Annotated in this window: 15 protein-coding genes; 8 read left to right on the forward strand and 7 right to left on the reverse strand. The window is 68.9% G+C overall.

Features of this window, described 5'->3' with window-relative positions:
- Nucleotides 1-288: 288 nt before the first annotated feature.
- Both LRS03_RS03165 and LRS03_RS03170 read right to left on the reverse strand, forming a co-directional pair.
- Nucleotides 289-897, reverse strand: a complete 609-nt coding sequence (locus LRS03_RS03165) for a hypothetical protein (RefSeq protein ID WP_257823830.1) — start codon at nt 895-897, stop codon at nt 289-291.
- Nucleotides 894-1,445, reverse strand: coding sequence for an archaeosortase/exosortase family protein (locus LRS03_RS03170; RefSeq protein WP_257823831.1), 552 nt, complete (start codon nt 1,443-1,445; stop codon nt 894-896). The genes LRS03_RS03165 and LRS03_RS03170 overlap by 4 nt, the downstream gene beginning before the upstream one ends.
- 168 nt (nt 1,446-1,613) lie before the next feature.
- Between LRS03_RS03170 and LRS03_RS03175 the strand changes: the two genes are divergently transcribed.
- Together LRS03_RS03175 and LRS03_RS03180 are read left to right on the forward strand one after the other, a co-directional pair.
- Entirely contained in the window at nt 1,614-1,922 is a 309-nt protein-coding gene (locus LRS03_RS03175) for a hypothetical protein (protein ID WP_257823832.1), read from the forward strand.
- Nucleotides 1,923-2,757: 835 nt separating this feature from the next.
- Nucleotides 2,758-3,663, forward strand: coding sequence for a hypothetical protein (locus LRS03_RS03180; RefSeq protein ID WP_257823833.1), 906 nt, complete (start codon nt 2,758-2,760; stop codon nt 3,661-3,663).
- A 28-nt stretch (nt 3,664-3,691) separates the two neighbouring features.
- Here the strand turns inward: LRS03_RS03180 and LRS03_RS03185 are convergent, their stop codons facing one another.
- The gene (locus LRS03_RS03185) at nt 3,692-6,091 is read right to left on the reverse strand and encodes a tetratricopeptide repeat protein (RefSeq protein ID WP_257823834.1); all 2,400 of its coding nucleotides are present in this window, start codon (nt 6,089-6,091) and stop codon (nt 3,692-3,694) included.
- 15 nt (nt 6,092-6,106) lie between these two features.
- Nucleotides 6,107-7,699 (reverse strand): VPLPA-CTERM-specific exosortase XrtD, encoded by a 1,593-nt coding sequence (gene xrtD, locus LRS03_RS03190; RefSeq protein ID WP_257823835.1) that lies wholly within the window; start codon nt 7,697-7,699, stop codon nt 6,107-6,109.
- Nucleotides 7,700-7,891: 192 nt separating this feature from the next.
- On the opposite strand from xrtD, the gene LRS03_RS03195 reads away from it, so the two are divergent.
- Together LRS03_RS03195 and LRS03_RS03200 are read left to right on the forward strand one after the other, a co-directional pair.
- Complete coding sequence (locus LRS03_RS03195) at nt 7,892-8,452, forward strand: LbetaH domain-containing protein (RefSeq protein ID WP_257823836.1); 561 nt, start codon at nt 7,892-7,894, stop codon at nt 8,450-8,452.
- An 86-nt stretch (nt 8,453-8,538) separates the two neighbouring features.
- Entirely contained in the window at nt 8,539-9,084 is a 546-nt protein-coding gene (locus LRS03_RS03200; RefSeq protein ID WP_257823837.1) for a class I SAM-dependent methyltransferase, read from the forward strand.
- A gap of 1 nt (nt 9,085) precedes the next feature.
- Here the strand turns inward: LRS03_RS03200 and LRS03_RS03205 are convergent, their stop codons facing one another.
- The 3 genes from LRS03_RS03205 to LRS03_RS03215 form a co-directional block, all read right to left on the reverse strand.
- Nucleotides 9,086-10,093: an acyltransferase family protein gene (locus LRS03_RS03205; protein ID WP_257823838.1), complete on the reverse strand. Its 1,008-nt coding sequence runs from the start codon at nt 10,091-10,093 to the stop codon at nt 9,086-9,088.
- A gap of 11 nt (nt 10,094-10,104) precedes the next feature.
- Entirely contained in the window at nt 10,105-12,387 is a 2,283-nt protein-coding gene (locus LRS03_RS03210) for a hypothetical protein (protein WP_257823839.1), read from the reverse strand.
- Between the two features lie 73 nt (nt 12,388-12,460).
- A complete protein-coding gene (locus LRS03_RS03215) occupies nt 12,461-13,762 on the reverse strand; it encodes a glycosyltransferase family 4 protein (protein WP_257823840.1) in 1,302 nt (433 codons plus the stop codon).
- 214 nt (nt 13,763-13,976) lie between these two features.
- On the opposite strand from LRS03_RS03215, the gene LRS03_RS03220 reads away from it, so the two are divergent.
- From LRS03_RS03220 to LRS03_RS03235, 4 genes are read left to right on the forward strand one after another with little or no spacing between them, the layout of a single operon-like run.
- Nucleotides 13,977-15,194, forward strand: a complete 1,218-nt coding sequence (locus LRS03_RS03220) for a hypothetical protein (RefSeq protein ID WP_257823841.1) — start codon at nt 13,977-13,979, stop codon at nt 15,192-15,194.
- Nucleotides 15,152-15,451 (forward strand): hypothetical protein, encoded by a 300-nt coding sequence (locus LRS03_RS03225; RefSeq protein WP_257823842.1) that lies wholly within the window; start codon nt 15,152-15,154, stop codon nt 15,449-15,451. Before LRS03_RS03220 ends, LRS03_RS03225 begins: the two co-directional genes overlap by 43 nt.
- Complete coding sequence (locus tag LRS03_RS03230) at nt 15,445-16,722, forward strand: MATE family efflux transporter (RefSeq protein WP_257823843.1); 1,278 nt, start codon at nt 15,445-15,447, stop codon at nt 16,720-16,722. Before LRS03_RS03225 ends, LRS03_RS03230 begins: the two co-directional genes overlap by 7 nt.
- Nucleotides 16,719-17,930 (forward strand): glycosyltransferase, encoded by a 1,212-nt coding sequence (locus tag LRS03_RS03235; protein WP_257823844.1) that lies wholly within the window; start codon nt 16,719-16,721, stop codon nt 17,928-17,930. Before LRS03_RS03230 ends, LRS03_RS03235 begins: the two co-directional genes overlap by 4 nt.
- Nucleotides 17,931-17,987: the final 57 nt, after the last annotated feature.

Consider the following 17,987-nt stretch of genomic DNA (forward strand, 5'->3'; position numbering starts at 1 on the left):
TACGGTTTATATCATTTCGTCAGAACGGCGAATCTGCCAGGTGCTGGGTCGAACAGCGCTGGAATTGCGTGTCTTCTGTCACTGAAATTCCAGGTGAGCCTGTCTACCATGCGACGCAGACAGCCGTGGTGAAGGAGACATGTCATGCAGCTGGTCGGTGCCGCCGCGTTTGCGGCGATGGCCATCGTGAATACCACCCTCTGGGTGGCGATGCTGATGGCCGTGTTCAGGCGGACGAAGGTCCACCACTGACGTCACGCGCGAGGCCGCAGCCCGCGGTGTCGCGTGTCATCTCCCGGCAGGGGCGGGTCGATTCGGCCGTGCCGTCCAGCGCTGCGCCAGCGTGATCGCCACCGCAGCGGCCACCAGGCCGAGGGCCAGGCGCCCACCGCCGTTCAGGAAGACGTTCCACCACAGAAGCGGCGACGAGCGGCCCGGCTCGTACATCTTGATCTGCGCATCCCACAGCCAGGCGGCGAGCGAGAAGGGCGTGTCCAGCAGCAGCACCACCACGCCGGCAGCCGTGGCCAGGCCGAGCCGCACGGCGAACTCGAACAGGCCTGCCGGCCAGGCCAGCACCAGCACCGCTAGCACCAGCAACGGCTGCAGCACGGTGCCGACGGTGGTGCTCGCGACGACGATCTGCTGACCATCGGGCACGATGGCTTGCCCGCCGAGAAAGAGGGTGCGCTCCTGCACAGCGAGCGCGCCGACGGTGGTGTTGGCGCGTTCCTGCATCAGCTCGAAGCGCTGGATCGAGAAATCGCTCGCCACCACCGCGAGCGCATCGCGCAGCAGCGGCAGCAGCAGACGCGCCGCCTCGCGCGAGCCGGCGTGTGCCGCGGCGAGCACCAGTGCCGCCGCCAGCAGCACCCGCAGCACCAGTGTGCGGCTCATGCAGCGCTCGGCGCGGAGGGGGGCGCGGTGGTGCTGCGGGCGAGCCACACGTGGAAGAAGAGCCCGGTCAGCACCACCATCACGAGCGGCGCGGCTGCGGTGTGCAGCAGATCGAAGAGGCCCGGGTCGCTGCGGTAGGCGTAGAAGAGCGCCACGATGCGCAGCACGTTGAGCACCAGCACCCACGCCAGCCCCGCCAGCCAGCCGCCCAGTCGCTGTCGCCACGCCATCGGAAACACCAGCAGCGCCGCCGTGAGCATGAACACCACGTCGGTGCCTTCGCAGCCGAAGAGCACGTTGATGCCGCCGCCGGGTGCGCTGATGCGCGGGCCCTTGGCGACCGCGGGTACTTCCGGGGTGAGCACGGTGATAACCTGCGTCGCGCTCTGCACCGTGAGGTGGTGCACCCACAGCCGCTCCAGCCAGCTGCCGCGGGCGGCCTCCCAGCCGGCCTGCAGGGCCATGAAGAGCAGCACGAAGGCGATGGCGCGAAACGCCAGGCTGCGCATCGGCACACGCTGTGACACGGCATCCTCACTCGCACTCATGCCCGCAGTGTGGCCAGTTTCCGTGACAACTTGCACATCGCTGACCTGAAGGGATCAGCCCACCCGGAGGTGGCGTTCGACGCGTTGTCATGTCACGTGTGCAGACTCTGCGCAGCCGATGTTGGCGAGGGATGTGACGTGGATCGCGCAGCAAGAACAAAACGCTCGATGGGTTGGCTGCTGGCGTTGACGGTGGCCGGTGGCGCATTGCTCACCGCCGCGCCGAGCAGCGCCGAACGCACGGGCACGACGATTCGATCGGTGCGCGAGGCGGCCAAGCCACGGCCTGTGGCGCAGGCTGCCGCGTTCGGCTTCGATGGGGGCGCGCAGAGCACGACACGCCGGCGCGATGCCGGCTTCATCAGCGCCGAGCCACGCCGTGCAGCACCGGAAGAGCCTCTCTTCGAACCCTGGTCGCTGCTCGCCGGGGGTCTGAGCGTGATGGGGTTCATTGCGCTGCGCCGCCGCGCCGGCTGAGGCCGGGTCTGCCCCTGAAATAGCCGGTTAGCACGTACCATCCAACCGGGTTCCTGCTGATCTCGTGCGTGCCCTCTTGGGTGGCGGCGAGACGACTTCCGGGAGGCGGACGTGTCGTACAACCAAGAGTGGGCGGTGGCCCAATGCGCGGAGCTGTTTGCACGCACGCATTGCGAGTCGGTGGCGAACGCGCTCGCTGGGTGGCTCGACGGCGACGCCATGGGGCAGGTGCTGAGCCTCGTCGTCGCGGTGCTGAGCCTGGTGGTCACCGTCAAGGCGCTGTCGCTCACCCGCGAGCAGATGATCGAGACAAGGCGCCGCCACGAAGAAGAGCGGAGGAAAGAAGCCGAGGAGGAGCGAGACAAGGAGAAGGTGGTCCCGAAGGACTCCATCGACCTTCGCCATTGCACGGGCGACGAATTGGAGGCCCTGCGCAAATGGTTCCAGCACCTCCAGGTGCCGCCGCCGCATGTGTCGGCCACTCCCCCTGCCGGGCCGTCGACACCGAGCCTGCAACTCGTCTCCGAGGTGGATGCGGAGCGCCACTTCTGGGTGGCAGGAATGATGCGGAGCATGATGAGCCCCGGTGGCAATCTGCGCCTGGTGCATGACGGGCTGTTCCGTTCGAAGTACGCCATGGGCCCGGCATTCCTGAGCTGGGCCGACGACGGCGAGGAGATCCTCGTGGCTTGCGATGTCGCCGGGGCGCGCCGCTACCGTGTGGACGGTGGGCTGCACCTGGTGGACGACAAGTACTCGGGGGCGCCGGTCTTTTTCACCCCAGGGCTTGTCTCGTCCGTGGTGTCGCTGGTCGGTGTCGGGCACGTGGTCGTCCTTGTGCTACGCGAAGGATGGCGTCACCCAGGACCTGGTGGTTCAGATTGCCCGCTCCGAGCCTCTTTTCATCAACCTCCGGCAGGCCAGGCAGTCCGAAAAGGGCACGTCGGTCAGTCTGAGCGTGGGTGGGCTCGATGCCATCTGGCTGCCCGACGCACACGACAACCCGTGGCGCCCGGGCCGCTGCCACATCCTGCTGGTGGACTCCGAGGGCCGAGCCTGGAACGAAGGCGGCGCCCGCGCGCTCAGCCTCTTCGATGTCGCGAAACAAAAGAAAGAGGGTGGCGACATCGGCCGCTACATCATCTACCGCTACGAACTCGATCACGTGCTGCCGTTCGGCCACTACGTCCAGGGCTATGCCTGGCACCACAGCGGGCATTTCATTGCAGTGGCGTCAAGCCAGCAGTACCCGCATGAGCGCACAACCCGCCGGGTGATGGTGTTCGACCAGGTGAAGGGCCGCGTGCTGGCGAGTTCGGCGTGGGAGCGCTACCTCGTCGGCTGGCTGCCCGGATCGGGCCAACTGCTGCTCGGGTGCACAGCGTCCGACCTGCCGTCGACGGATTGGCGCTTCATGGTCTGGGACCCGGTGTCCGAGCGCGAGATCCCGCTGGGCTTGGACGACGCGACGCCGGCCGTGCGCCGCATGATGCTCTGCTTCGTGGACCAGCGCAGCCGAGAGACGCGCGAGCGCCATCTGAACGCCGATGCACGGCTGTGGCTGGACGTCGGTGGCGGGCGCATCTGCGTGTCTCCGGTCGGAGCGCCCGGCCAGGAGCTGGTGATCCCGCACGAAGGCCGCGCCGCCTGGTCACCCACCGACCCCGGCCTCTTCGCCAGCGTCGGCCGCATCGACGGCAAGGCCGCGCTTCGGCTGTGGCGCGTGGCCGGCGCGGCGTGAGCCGCGTGCCGCCACGCACACCACGCCCTCACTTCATCGCCAGCAGCGTGCGGGCTTCGTCCAGCCCGGGCAGCGGGGACTTGCTGTCGAGTGCCTTCTTCAGGTGAGGCTGCGCACGTGCGGCGTCGCCCTGCTTGTGCAGCGCCAGCCCGAGGTGCAGGTGGAAGAGGGCGGCGTCGGGGGCGCGTTGCACCGCGCGCTCCAGCACGGCGACGGCTTCGGCGTACTGGCCGAGCTTGTAGTGCGTCCAGCCGAGGGTGTCGAGGTATTCGGGGTTCGACGAGCCGGCCTGTGCCTTCATCAGCGTCAGCGCGCGCTCAAGGCTCGCCTTGTCTTGCGGGCGCGATTCGGTGAGCAGGTAGGCCAGGTTGTTGGCCGCTGCGGCGTCGCCGGGGTTGCGCTTGAGCATCGCTTCGTAGAGCGGGATCGCCTCGGCGTGGCGGCCGGCACGCACCGTCCATTCGGCGCGCATCGCGGCGATGGCGTTGTCGTTCGGGTTCGCCTTCTCGGCCTTGTCCAGCACGGCCAGGGCTTCGGGCATGCGGCCCTGCCGCGCCTTGGTGTGCGCCAGGCCCTGGTAGGCCGCGGGCGAGTGGGGAGCGGCTTCGGCCATGCGCTGGTACGCCTGCTCGGCGCGCGCGAGGTCGCCTTGCGCGACCGCCATCTCGGCGTGCAGCCGATGCGTCAGCGCGGGCGTCGACACCTGCGCGGCATACGCATCGATGCGCTTGTGGGCCTCGTCGAAGCGGCGCTGCACGCTCAGCACGCCGAGCGCCGACAGCAGAGGTGCTTCGGCCTTGGGGGCGAGCTTGGCGGCGAGGTCGAACTCCTTCAGTGCTGCGTCGTATTTCTTCTGGTCGGCATAGAGCTGGCCAAGCTTGAGCGGGCCGCTCGCGTCCTGCGGGAACTTCTGCTTCAGCGCCACGTAGACGGCCTCGGCCGCACCCGGGTTCTTCTGCGCAAGCGCGACCTGCGCCTTCATGTCGTGGGCGCGCGGGTGCTGCGGGGCGACCTTGAGGGCGGCGTCGATCTCGGCCGCGGCGCCGGCGAAGTCCTTGCCGTCGGCCATGTCGGCAGCCAGCAGCAGCCGCAGCTCGGGGCTCGCGGGCTTGAACTTCACTGCATCGACCAGCACCTCGCGGGCGAGCTGCGCTTCGCCAGCCTGGCGGTGCGCCTGGGCGAGCAGGCCCACCACTTCGGGCGAGCCCGGCTGGTCTTTCACGGCGGCGCGCAGGTCGATGATGGCGTTGCGCGCGTCGCCGTCGGCGAGCAGCAGGCGGCCGCGCATCAGGAGTGCCGCCCCGTCGCGAGGGCTGGCGGCCAGCACTTCGCCGTTGAGGGCCTTGGCCTCGGCGGTCTTGCCTTGCGTCAGCGCTTCTGCAGCGAGCTGGTTGCGCGCGGTGAGGGCGGCCGGGGTGTCCTTCAGCGTGGTGACGATCTCCTGCAGCACCTTGCGCGCCTCGTCGGGGCGCTGGCTGGTGCGGTAGAAGTTGGCCAGGCCGAAAAGCAGGGCTGGGTCTTTCGGGCGGGCGCCGATGAGTGCGAGGTACTCCTTCTCGGCCACCTCCTTGCTGCGGCGTGCCGACAGGAAGTCGACCAGCGCGAGCTGGCGTGCGCTGTCGTCGGGCTGCGACTTGATCGCATTGCGCAGCACGGCTTCGGCGGCATCGAACTCGTTGAGGCGCGTGTGGTGGATGGCCCAGGCCGTCCACAGGTCGGTGCTGCGCGGCGACTGCTCGGTGGCGGTGCGGTAGTAGGTGGCGGCGCGGGCGCGGTCGGTCGGGTTGTCGCTGGACGCGGCCACCGTCGCACCCACCTGCAGCAGCCCGAGGTGATGCGGCTGCGCCTTCAACGCGGCCTCGATCACCTTGAGCGCGTCGGGTGCGCGGCTCTTGGCGGTGTAGAGGCCGGCGAGCAGCACGCTCGCATCGACCGGGGGCTCCTTCTGCGAGTCGATGACGGCGCGGGCCTGCGTGATGGCGCCTTCGGGGTCGCCCTTGCGCGCGGTGAGCGCGGCCCGCACGGTGAGCGCGCCCACGTGCTTCGGGTCGGCCCCGAGCACCTGACCGAGCGCCTGCTCCGACTCTTCCAGCCGCGAAGCCAGCATGAAGAGCCGCGCCAGGCCGACCTTCGCGTCCAGGTGATCGGGCTTGAGTTCCACCGCCTTGTTGTAGTTGGCATAGGCCCGCTGAGGCTCGGCCTTGGCCTCGGCGACCTGACCGGCGAGGTAGTAGGCCTGCGCGTTTTTCGGGTCGATCTGCAGCACGTTGCGCGTCTCGATGCCGGCCTTGTCCCAGTCAGACTGGCGCACGTAGTCGGCACCCTTGCGCAGGCCCGAGGCAATGCGGTCTTCCTTGCTGCTGCAGGCGGCCAGCAGGACGAGTGTGCTGCACAGGACGAGGGTGCGCAGGGGAGGGACAAAGGTCATGGCAAGGTTCTCGAGTCAGTCGGGAATGTGCTGGCGCAGCCGCGGCAGCAGCGTGGCGGTGAAGCCGGTGAGGCGGCGTTCGGCCTGCGCGATGTCTTCGCCGCGGCCGATGGGCGTGACCAGGCGGATCAATGCGCCATCGGAGCGCGAGCGTGTGATGCCGTCTTGCAGGATGTACCACTTCACCGCCAGCTCGTTGGTGAGCGTGCGGCCGCGCTGGTTGAACCAGTAGTACACAAGCTGCCGCTGCTCGCCCTTCTGGATGACGGCGCGGTTGACGGGCAGGCTCGTGACCCCCGCCGCCGGCGGCAGCGGCACCGTGGTGGTCGAGAGCTGCGTGATGACCCAGCCGCCGCCCGGCATGCAAGTGCGAGGCGAGTGTGCCGACTGGCCGCCGCTTTGCGTGGCGTAGTAGGCGCTGTAGAAGTTGACCCACGGCTCGTCGCCACGCGAGTAGTTGGCGATCACGTGGTCGTCGACGGCGAGCCAGGCGAGGATGTCGCGCTCGATGTGGTCGGGCCGGCCCGTCCAGCCATCGAACTGCATCGGGAAGAGCGAGAACGGCGTGCGCTCCGGCTTCACCTGCTCGCGTGCCGGCGACAGCAGCAGCGTGGCGCCCGCTGCGGCCAGCAGCACCGCACCGGCCGCAAGCGGTGCCGAGAAGCGCCGGGTGTGCACCGCCGTGCCCTGGGGCACCGGGTCGGGGTACTCCAGGCCGAACACCGCACGCAGTGACTGGCCGCGGCGGCCGATGCGCGCGAGCAGCGCCATCTCGCCCACCAGCAGCACCAGGCAGATCATGAACATGAACCAGCCTTCGAAGTCGTGCAGCAGGCCTTCAGCCATGGCCGGGCCCCAGTACTCGACGGTGACGCCGATCAGGCCGATGCGCAGGCTGTTGATCGCGATGGTGAGCGGCACCGTCGAGATCACGATGAGCGCACGCTTCCACCACGGCGCCTGGAAGAAGTAGGCCGCCAGAAGGCCCAGCACCATCAGCGGGAAGAGGTAGCGCAGACCACTGCAGGCGTCGACCACCTGCAGCTTGAAGCTGCCGAGGTCGATCACGTTGCCTTCGAGGAAGACGCTGATGCCGAACGCGCGGATCAGCGCCACGCCGATCTCCGACGAGAGCAGTTGCAGGCTCTGCGACAGCTCGCGCAAGAGGAACTGCGGCAGCGGGATCATGAAGAAGAGGAAGGCGAGCGGCACCGCGATGACCCGCGTGCCGCGCCAGCCGATGCAGCAGACCGACAGGCCGAAGACCGCCACCACGAAGCCGTACTGGCTGAAGAGACGAACCGCGCTGAACTCGCCCACGACGCCCATCAGGAGCGCAACCGCCACCAGCACGAGGCCGCTCCAGGCGCCGTGCAGCTCCATCTCGCGCAGGCGGTCGCTGCGCTGCCAGATCAGGAAGGCGGTGATGACCGGGATGAAGTAGCCGTAGCTGTATTCCTCCACCTGTTCCCAGCTGACCACCATGAAGCGCAGGCCGGAATAGAAGGTGGCGATCGCCGCGGCCAGGCCGAGGGCGGCGAGCACCCAGTGCAGCGGCGGGAAGCGCCACACCGTCGGTGCGCCGGAAGGAATGAACAGGCTGGACATAGATCGTGGTGGCACGTGAATGACTCAGGTTAGCCATGCCGTGTGACACGCCCGTGGCTTTCGGCATGGCTCCCCGTGCCTTGACGTGTCAAGGCTCCGACACATTCGACCCCTAAGCTCTCGCGCTCCCAACGCTTGGTCGCATGGTGTGAGGGTTGTCACCTGCGTCGGCGAGACGACATTGCGTTTGAGATGCCGACGACCCCTATCGCCGCCGAAATCGACCCCTACCTCCAGCCGAGCATGTCACTGCGCAACCGCGCGGGGCGAGCGCTGTGGGGGCTGGCGCACCTGCTGCTCATCCGCTGGACGCCGCGTCCCATGCATGCCTGGCGCGCGTTCGTGCTGCGGCTCTTCGGAGCGAAGCTCGGGCCTCATTGCCGCGTGTACCCGTCGGCCGAAATCTGGGCGCCGTGGAACCTGGTCTGCGAAGACGCGGTGGCCATCGCCAACGGCGCGGTGATCTACAACGCTCTGCCGATGCACCTGGGCTCGCACGCCACCGTGTCGCAGCAGGCCTACCTGTGCGGCTCCACGCACGACATCGACGATCCGGCCTTCCCGATGATCAGCTCGCCGATCCGGCTGGGGGCGTATTCATGGGTGGCGGCGCGTGCCGTCGTGTGCGCGGGTGTGACGGTGGGCGAAGGTGCGGTGCTCGGTCTTGGGAGCATTGCCACGCGCGACCTCAAGCCCTGGACGGTCTATGCCGGTGCGCCGGCGCGCGAGCTGCGTGCGCGGGGCCGGCGGTGAACCACGACCGCCCGATGATCGATCGGCTGATCGCCGATCGGATGCCCGGCCCGCGTGCCATCCACAGCCACGTCACCCGGCCCATCGTGCAGCAGCTGGTGAAGGCCGGGGCGCACTCGGTGCTCGAGCTGGGCTGCGGCGACGGCTGGTTCACCGCCGCGCTGGGCCGCTGCGGCTTCGCCGCCTCCGGGCTCGACCGCGACGAGTCTCATCTGCAGGTGGCTCGCCGGCACTACCCGCATCTGCAGTTCCACGCTGGCGATGCCACCCAGGCGCTTGACCCGGCCTTGCTCGGCCGCTTCGACGCGGTGATGGCGGTTGACCTCGTGGACCATGTCTCGCATTCGCGCCGTCTGGTGTCGGTGGCGCTGACGGCGCTGAAGCCGGGCGGGCTGCTGATGCTGACCTCGAATTTTCATGGGTACTCGAAGAACCTCGCGCTGGCATTTGCCGGCCGCTTCGATGCGCGCTGGGATCCGCTCACCGATGACGGGCGGTTGAAGTTCTTCTCGCGGTCGACGCTGACGGCCTTGTTCGAGGAATTCGGGCTGGTGGAACTGCACTTCGAGACGGTGGGCCGGATTCCGATGTTTGCCCGGGCGATGCTGATGTCCGGGCGCGCACCGCTCTGAGCTAGGCGGGGGCCGCGCCGGAAGGGGAGCGCGGCAGCAGCAGCCACCGCATCGGTGGCAGGCGCTGGGCGGCTTCCCAGACCAGCAGCGGCAGCAGCAGCCCCGCTGTCACAGCGAGTGCGGAAGCGGGCAGCTCCGGCACACCCCTGGCGTGGAGCACCGACAGCGCCTTCAGATGCACCGGGTGGTGAAAGATCAGGATGAAGAGCGATGCCGACCCCAAGTAGCTGAACACGCGCGACAAGAGGCGGGCATGCTGCACCCCTTTCGAAACGGCCAGCACCAGGTAGATGCCGCAAGCGGCTTCCGCCGTGCTGATCAGAACGTGGTCGTAGACACGCGCGTTGAGGTCCATGCGTGCATCGAACGCCAGGTTGAGCGTCACGAAAACAGCGAGGACGATCGCGCTAGGCAGCCAGCGGAAGCCGGGAGCGACGAGCCACTCGCGAAAGTGCCAGCCCGCCAGCATGAACGGGATGGTAATGGCCAGCAGGTCTGCGCTCCACGGCAGTTCGGGCACGTGGCCGATGGCGAGCACGCCCAGGGCCAGCATGGCAGCGCAGACGGGCAGCAGGAGCCCCGGCCGTCCGCCCAGGACCTTGAGCAGCACGAGGCTCGCGCACGACGCGATGAAGAGGTGCGGCAGGTACCACATTGGCGTCCACATGAGGGAGGAGCCCGTGCCGTAGAGCAGGCCGGCGAAGAGCTGCGCCGCATCGACCGGCCCGACGATGCCGCTCCCGGCCGCCACCAGCTTCGCCGATGCGATCAGCAGGGCGACCACGAAGTAGGGCTTGAGGATGGAATGGAAGCGCGCGTCCGCGAACCGCCCCAGGTCGCGCGACGGCATGAGGAACAGCCCGGAGAGCACGAAGAACAGCGGCATGTGGAAAGAGAAGATCATCCAGCCCGGCCAGCCCCAGCCGCCGACCGTGGGGTCGTGGCCCAGCACCACGAGCACGATGCCGATGCCCTTGGCGATGTCGATGGTGGCGTGCCTTTCCCGCATGCGTGGAAGTCCTAGCGCAGCGTGATGGTGGTGCCCGGCAGGCCCTGGCCGCGCAGATCCTGCACATCGTTCCAGCCCTCGATGCGCCAGCGGTGCAGGCCGCCGTGCGAGGACTCCTCGTTGTGATAGAGGTAGAGCCTCTCGCCGGCGCGAACGAGCGAAGGCGTGAAGGCATTGCCGCTCACCCCGGCGAGGTCCGGCGGTGGCGGGCGGGTCGACGGCGTGCCGAACTGGCCGAGGAAGAGTCCGCTTTCGTCGAAGTGCATCAACTGGTTGGCCTGCCCCACCTTGTCGGTCGTCAGGTCGCGATAGAACTCTCCGTGGTAGCCGTAGACGATGTGGCGCCCGTGCGCCAGGACGGCGTTGCCGCCGTACTGCAACCAGCCGTCGACGGCTTTGGTCTGATAGGTGCCCTTGCCATCCATCGGCCCGGTCGGGCTCGCCTGCCACAGCCACTCGGCGCCGTGCAGGCGCGCGGCTCCAAGATGGAACCCTTCGTTGCCTTTGATGGAGGGGTCGAGGTACACCACCATGCCGCCGGCCGTCACCGGGTAGCGTGGCGGCAGGCCCATCGTGGAGTGGCGTGTCCAGGGGGTGCCGGCGAGCGTGGGCACGCTGGCCATGACGACCGGCTCGGTGGCCCAGGTGGGGTTGCCCTGGGCGTCGAAGCCCGTCAGCGGCCGCCTGAGCGCCACCTGCAAGGTGTCACCGGTGATGGCGTGGCCGAGATCGCCGTTCTCGTACATCACGGGGTGGCTTGCGCGGGGCAGCGGCGCCCCCAGGGGCCTCACGACCCGCAGTGGGCCGCTGGCCGGCAGCTCTACCACGACGTACTGGTCGAAGGCGCGCACCATGCCGTAGGTGCGTCCGTTGGCCAGTGTCGCAACGGTGCTCAGGCCGCCATACAGCGCGTTGAACGCGTGCTTGTCGTCAAGGGCGGATGGCAGGCCGCCGAGCCAGTTGCGTACCAGTCGCCAGGACGCGCTGGCGGGTCGCCACGGGCCGTCAACCTGGGCTTCGAATTCGAGGAAGTTGGCAAACACGCGGCGCGGGTTGTGCGGGTCCACCGCAGAGAGATAGAAGCCGGGCAGGTAGGCGATCTGCTCGTCGCTGCGTCCGACGGTCGGGCCGGTCAGTGCAAAGCGCAGCATGCGGTTGTTGCAGTGGTCGATCACCCATAGCTTGCCGTCGACGGTTTGCGCCATGCCCGTCTGTTCGGTGTGGCCAGGGCCGCGGAAGCAGAGCTTGTCGGGCTCGACCTGCGGGTCGGTGGCGTAGCCGCCGCGGCGGCCGAGCACGAGACCTCCGCGGCCGTCGCGGTCGAACTGGCGCACCTGCTGGCTTTCGCCGCCGTCGGCCACCCAGACATGCTCGCTGTCGGGCGTCGAGGCCAACGCGATCGGTTTGACGAGGCTCGTGATCGTGGCGGCGAGTTGCGGGCTGCGGTCGACCTGGGTGTAGCGGCGAACCTCGCGCCCCGAGATCACCCACAGGTCGCCCGTCGGCGTGAAGGCCAGCTGGTTCAGCGCATTGGCATTGAGCGGAACGGCGATGTGGCCGATGCGCGCACCACTGATCTTGTCGAACAGCCGCACGGTGCCGTGGGATGGGTGGGCGACGGCCAGCACGCGTCCCTTGCGTTGCACCGCGAGGCCGCTGGGACCGTGGCCGTCCAGCGTCTCGACGTCGACCACGCTCTGGTAGCTCTGGTCGGGCTCGCAGGGCGGCTTGTTGTAGCGGTAGAAGAGGCACACCGGCTGGCCTTGCGTGAAAGCCGCTGGCCGCAAGGGGCCCAGGTCGTAGACGCCGACGAAGGTGGTGCGTGACAGTCCGCCCGTGTTGGCCCAGTAGAGCCGGTGCCCGTCTGAGGCCAGCATCGAGATCGAGGCGAAGGTGTCCTTGCCGGCGAGGGGGCGCGTGTCGAGTTGCGGCGCGGCGAGGGCAAAGCCGTGGATGCCGGGTTGCTGCTCGTTGTAGCCGACGGCGTAGTAGACCCTGTCGCCTTCCACCACCAGGCTCTGCGGTGGCTGGTAGGCGCGGTGCCGCTGGTCGATGGTGCCGAGCGAGGTGTTGCCGATCACGCCTTCCCACACGTAGCGGATCTGGTGGTGGACGAGGCGGACCTCGTGGCGCTCCTCGCGCGCCGGGCGGCCGAGGTCGTCCAGACCATCCCAGCTGCGTTGGTGGCGACCCTGAGGCAGCGTGTCGCCGCGCCACAAGGTGCGCACCAGTCGGCCTTGTGCATCGTAGACCCCAGCGCTGGTGGTGGCTGCACGCGGCAGCTCGAAAGACAAGTGTGTGGTCGACTGCGCCCAGCCCGTGGGCGCGAGGCAGCACGCCGCGACGAAAAGCCCAGCCGCCCGCACGTCAGGCATGCGCCACGCGCAAGGTCTGGCTTCGCTGCTGGGGCACCAGGCTCGACAGCAGGCCTTGCACCTTGGAGGTGTAGGCGGCCCAGCTGAACTCCTGCGCGCGGCGGATCGCATGCCGGCCCATCGCGATGCGCAGGTCGGGGTCGCGGTACAGCCGCTCCAGGCGGTCGCAGATCGCTTCTTCGTCGCGCGCAGGCACCACGAAACCTTCGATGCCGTCGCGCACCAGGTCACCCGGACCGTTGGCCGTCACGATCACCGGCAGGCCGCAGGCCATCGCTTCCAGCACCACGAGCCCCATGCCCTCGACCAGCGTGGGCAGCACGAAGACGTCGGAGTTGCGGTACATCTCGGCCAGTGCCGGGCGCGTCTGGTGTGGCACGTGCGTGAAGTGATTGGCATACGGGCGCAGCGGCTCGTCGCCGCCGACGAGCGCGCCCACCATCGTGAGCTGCGTGTCGCGCCGTGCGAACCTGCGGTAGCCGCGAAGCAGGTAGGCGATGCCTTTTCGCTGCGTGAGCTGGCCGGCATAGATCACGTTGAACGTCTTGCCGTGGCGCGGGCGGCCGGGCGTGAAGGTCTGCAGGTCCACGCCGTAGGGGATGACCTGCACCTTGCGCCGCTCGATGCCTTCGGTCACGAAGCTGTCCGCCGCGTAGGTCGACCCGAGGAGGATCGCATCCGCCTGCTCGATCTCCGCATCGAGGCGCTCCTCGTGGCCGGGCGGCCAGTCGTCGAAGTCGGGCCAGGTGCTGGCGAAGAGCGGCTCGCGTTCGTTCTCTTCGAGGCGCTCCCGGCGCCTCGATCGATGGTGCGATACCGGGTAGTTGAGCACCGCGGCACCACCACCGCGCCGGCGCAAGGCGTCGAAGGTGGGCAGTGCGAAGCCTTCGTAGGCCACCACGCAGTCGATGTTGTCGACATGGCGGCAAGCCGCCTGCGCAACCGATTCGCGCACCGACTTGTAGAGGGTCGTGGTGAGCTTGTGCTTGGTGGACACGGCGAGGCCCGGCATGCGACCGATCGTCGCGGCCAGCACGTCGGGCAGCACACCGGCTTCGTGTGTGAGACGGGCCAGTCGAGGGTCGGTGATGCGCCGGCGGCCGAAGGTGGTGTTGTAGACGCGGCCGGCCATCGGAAGGGCGGCCAGCAGTCGCTCCCAGCCGCGGCCCTTGTTGACGTAAGGCCGCACGTAGGCGTCGAGCGACTGGTTGGCGGCCAGGGCCATGGCCAGCTGGTTCAGCTCGGGAGCGTTGAAGTTAACGATCAATGTACGGGGAGCGTGTGCGTGCGGCATGCAAAGATGCTAGGCGGGATGTGTGACCGTTCGATTCATGCAGGAACGGCCCATGGGTGGGCCGCCCTGACGCCAAACTGCAACATTCGCCACCTACAGTGAGCGGTCTTGCGTGGCAGCCGTGCCGCCGCTCACCATGACTCCAACCGCACGCCCTGCCTTCCTGCGAGCCCGAGGCCCTGCGCCCGCCGCGGCGGCCGTGCAGCCGGTGCCAGTGGGTCTGTCCTCGCCGCGCGAACGTGGGCGGCGCCAGGTCGTCGCGCTGATCATGGTGGTCTACCTGCTCGCGATCTTCGAAGGTGCGCTGCGCAAGTACGTGGCGCCGCAGTTCAGCCAATACATCTACTTCATCCGTGACCCGGTCGTCGTCTGCGCATACCTGCTCGCCACGCGCCACGGGTTGTGGCCACGCGGCGAGCGGCTCTTCACGATAGGGGTGGCGATGGGCGTGGTGGGCGCCTTGCTCGTGATGGTGCAGATGGCCACCGGCGGCACGAGCGATCTGCGCCTGCTGCTCGGGGCCTACGGCTGGCGCAGCTACTTCCTGTACGTGCCGCTGGCGTTCCTGGTGGCCGAGCAGTTCACCCACGACGACCTGCGGCGCTTCGCGCGGCTGACGCTCATCCTCGCCATCCCGATGGCGGTGCTGGCGGTGGCGCAGTTCATGTCGCCGCTCAATGCGCCGATCAACGTCGGCACGGCCGAAGAGAAGGAGCTGCAGTTCCAGGGCATGAACATCAACGGCACCCGTGTGCGTGCGACCGGCACCTTCTCGTCCAACGCCGGTTTGCAGCAGTTCATCGGCACGGCGCTCGCCATCGCCATCGCCGCGCTGCTGCAGCCGGCCAGGCGGCGGCTCGCGCCCTTGCCGGTGGTGCTGCTGGCCATCGCCGCGCTGCTGACCTCGGTCGCCTTCAGTGGCAGTCGCGGCACCGTGATGTTGAGCGGCCTGCTCGCGCTGGTGGCGGTGAGCATCGGGGTGATCGGTCATGGGTCGATGCGTGCGAAGGCGCTGACCCTTCCGCTGTGTGTGGCCGGCGGCGCGGTGCTCCTCGCGCCGATGCTGTTCCCGGAGGCCATCCAGGCCTTCATCGACCGCTGGCAGCACGCGTCTGAGTTCGAAGGTGCGCGCATCGAAGGCGGCGTGTGGGGTCGTGCGCTGATGCCGCTGTTCGACTTCATCCGCCTGGTGGGCGAGGTGCCGTTCTTCGGCTACGGCCTGGGCTATGGCGGCAACGCCAGCATCCTGATGCGCGCCACCATCGACGGTGTGGTGGTGGGCATCCTGGCCGAAGTCGATTTCAGTCGCCACATGGTGGACCTGGGTCCGCTGGTCGGGGGGCGTACATCGTTTTCCGGCTCGCGGTCGCGGTCTGGGCCGGGCGCCGCGTGCTGGCGGCCACCCGCCATGCGGGTGATCCGCTGCCGATGATGCTCTTCGGCTACGCGGGCTTCACCATCGTGCTGGCCCAGATCGCAGGCCACGGGTCCATCAACGTCTACGGCTGGCTCTTCATCGGCCTGTGCGTGGCGGCGGCGCGGGCTGCCATGTCGCAACCGAAGCGGGTGGTGGCGAGCGCACCCCTTGTCCCCTCACCGGTACCCCCGCCGGTGCCGGTGGGGCTGCGCACCCAGCGGCCGCGGGCGGCGCGCGAACTCCTGCAGCCGCGGGTGCGGCGGTCATGCTGATCACGCGGGCCCGCCTCGCGCGGCTGGGCAGCGTGGCGACCACGCAGGTGCTGGTGCAGGCCGTCGGATTCCTCGCCGGCATCCTGCTCGTGCGCCACATGGCGCAGGCCGAGTACGGCTACTACACGCTGGCGGTGAGCATGGTGAGCATCGCCATCATCCTGAGCGATCTGGGCCTGGCCACTGCGGTGATGGCGATCGGTGGAGGCGCGGCCTCGGAGCGCGCCACGCTCGGGCGCCTCATCGTCGACGCCGACGCGGTGCACCGCCGGCTGACCTGGCTGTCGCTCGTTGTGCTGGTGCCGTGCTTCGCCTTCTTGCTCGCACGCCAGCACGCGCCGCTGTGGCAGGTGCTGGTGTTGACCTTCGTGATCGTGGTGACGGCGGTCTTCACGGCACGCGGTGGCATGGCGCTGTCGATCGCACGTGTGCTCGGGCACCTGGGCGTGCAGCAGAAGCTCGATCTCGCCATCAACATCGCCAAGCTCGGGCTGCTGATGGTGGCGGTGTTCGTCGCGCTCGACGCCACCATCGCCTGCCTGGTGAACCTCGTGGCGGCCGCCGTCTATGCCCATGTGCTGCGCCGGCATCTGAAGCAGCACGTCGACCTGCCGCCCGTACCGGCGGGCGAGCACCAGCCGGCGCTCGAACGCCATGTGCGCCGGCAGGCGCCCAACTCGGTGTACTTCGTGCTGAGCAGCCAGCTTGCGCTGTGGCTCATCGGCATGTTCGGCAGCGCCGAGCGGGTGGCCGAGGCCGGGGCGCTGGGGCGGTTGGCCGCGCTTTTCACGGTGATCACCGCGGTGTCGGCCTCGCTCGTGCTGCCGTACTTCGCGCGGCGCGAGAGCGCCGCCGAGCTTGCCGCGGGCTTTGCGGGCGTCAATCTCTTCTACGGCGCGCTGCTGGTCGTGCTGGTGGCCGCCGGCATGGCGATGCCGCAACCCATCCTGTGGGTGCTGGGCGGCCACTACGCCGGCCTGCACGACGAGCTGATCTGGATGCTGCTCGCCAGCGCGCTCACCGCCTGGGGCGGCGCCATCTACACCATCGGCTGCGCGCGCGGCTGGGTGATGCCGGCGTGGCTGGGCATCTCGACGGGCATCGTGGCCACGGTGTCGGCGGCGGCACTGGTCGACGTGTCGACCGTGCGCGGCAGCTTCATGATCAACGCCAGCACGGGCCTCGTGGGCACAGTGGTCGCGCTCGGCTATTTCTCCAACCAACTGCGGCGCCATGCGCGCGGCGGGGCTCCTGCCAAGGCGACGCCGTGAGACTCGTGCTCTACACCCATCCCACCTTCCTCGGCTCGCACAGCCAAGCCCACTTCGCCCGCATGCTGGCCGAGGCCTACCGTCAACGAGGCCACAGCGTGGAACTGCGCCAGCCCGCGCCGCTGCTGCATGCGCGCGTGCCGCGCGGCGGGTGGTCGAAATGGGCCGGCTACGTTGACCAGTACCTCTTCTTCCCGCAGCGCATCCGCGCCGACCTGCGGCGTGATCCGCCGCACACGCTCTACGTCTTCTGCGATCAGGCGCTCGGGCCGTGGATCCCGCTCGTGGCGCACCGTCCGCACGTGGTGCATTGCCACGACCTGCTGGCGCTGCGCTCTGCCCTCGGCGACATCGCCGAGAATCCGACATCGTTCACCGGCCGCGTCTACCAGCGCTACATCCGCCGGGGCTTCCGGCACGCACGCCACTTCATCTCGATCTCGCAGAAGTCGCGCGCCGATCTGCACCAGTACGGGGGTGTGTCGCCCGTGACGTCGGAGGTCGTCTACAACGGCCTGAACCACGCCTATTCGCCACAAGCGGAAGAGCGCGCGTTGCAGGCACTGCGCGACGCCGGCCTGCCGCCCGTCGACGCGGGATACCTGCTGCATGTGGGCGGAGGGCAGTGGTACAAGAACAGCGTCGGCGTGGTGCACCTGTACGGCGCGCATGCGGCGGAAGAGATCGCCGCCGGCCGCAGGCCACTGCCGCTGTGGATGGTGAGCCCGCCGCCCGACGCCCGCCTGCAGGCCGCGCTGGCGACGCTGCCGCCTCAGGCCGAAGTGCGCTTCTTCAGCGGGCTGGCCACGCCGGTGCTGGAGGCGCTCTACTCACAAGCGCGGGTGATGCTCTTCCCGAGCCTGGCCGAAGGCTTCGGCTGGCCCATCGTCGAGGCGCAAGCCTGCGGTTGCCCGGTGATCACCACCGACGAGGCACCGATGAACGAAGTGGGCGGTTCGGCCTGCACCTACCTGCCGCGCCTCAGGTCGGCCGACGAGTTTCGGGCCCTGGGCCGTGCACGGCGCCGGCCTGCTGCGCAGCGTGCTCGCCCGCAGCCCGCGCAAGCGCGAGCGCGTGCGCAGCGCTGGCTTGGCGCATGCGGCGCGCTTTTCCGCCGAGGCCGCGATCGAGGCCTACCTTGCCGTCTACCAGCGCGTGCTCTCGCTGGAGGGCCGCACGCAGTCGTCATCCCCGGGGGACGCACATGACCGGATCACCCTCTCGCCTTGAGGGGGCCTTCAAGGCGCGGGCGCGCGAGGCCGCGT

Source organism: Rhizobacter sp. J219 (genome assembly GCF_024700055.1).
Taxonomy (GTDB): domain Bacteria; phylum Pseudomonadota; class Gammaproteobacteria; order Burkholderiales; family Burkholderiaceae_C; genus Rhizobacter.

What these genes read in the sequence shown, in the direction of transcription:
- LRS03_RS03230 (WP_257823843.1), top strand. Translation starts at nt 15,445, where the DNA reads ATGCTGATCACGCGGGCCCGCCTCGCGCGGCTGGGCAGCGTGGCGACC.
- LRS03_RS03215 (WP_257823840.1), bottom strand. Translation starts at nt 13,762, where the DNA reads ATGCCGCACGCACACGCTCCCCGTACATTGATCGTTAACTTCAACGCT.
- LRS03_RS03195 (WP_257823836.1), top strand. Translation starts at nt 7,892, where the DNA reads ATGCCGACGACCCCTATCGCCGCCGAAATCGACCCCTACCTCCAGCCG.
- LRS03_RS03165 (WP_257823830.1), bottom strand. Translation starts at nt 897, where the DNA reads ATGAGCCGCACACTGGTGCTGCGGGTGCTGCTGGCGGCGGCACTGGTG.
- xrtD (WP_257823835.1), bottom strand. Translation starts at nt 7,699, where the DNA reads ATGTCCAGCCTGTTCATTCCTTCCGGCGCACCGACGGTGTGGCGCTTC.
- LRS03_RS03185 (WP_257823834.1), bottom strand. Translation starts at nt 6,091, where the DNA reads ATGACCTTTGTCCCTCCCCTGCGCACCCTCGTCCTGTGCAGCACACTC.
- LRS03_RS03170 (WP_257823831.1), bottom strand. Translation starts at nt 1,445, where the DNA reads ATGAGTGCGAGTGAGGATGCCGTGTCACAGCGTGTGCCGATGCGCAGC.
- LRS03_RS03175 (WP_257823832.1), top strand. Translation starts at nt 1,614, where the DNA reads ATGGGTTGGCTGCTGGCGTTGACGGTGGCCGGTGGCGCATTGCTCACC.
- LRS03_RS03205 (WP_257823838.1), bottom strand. Translation starts at nt 10,093, where the DNA reads ATGCGGGAAAGGCACGCCACCATCGACATCGCCAAGGGCATCGGCATC.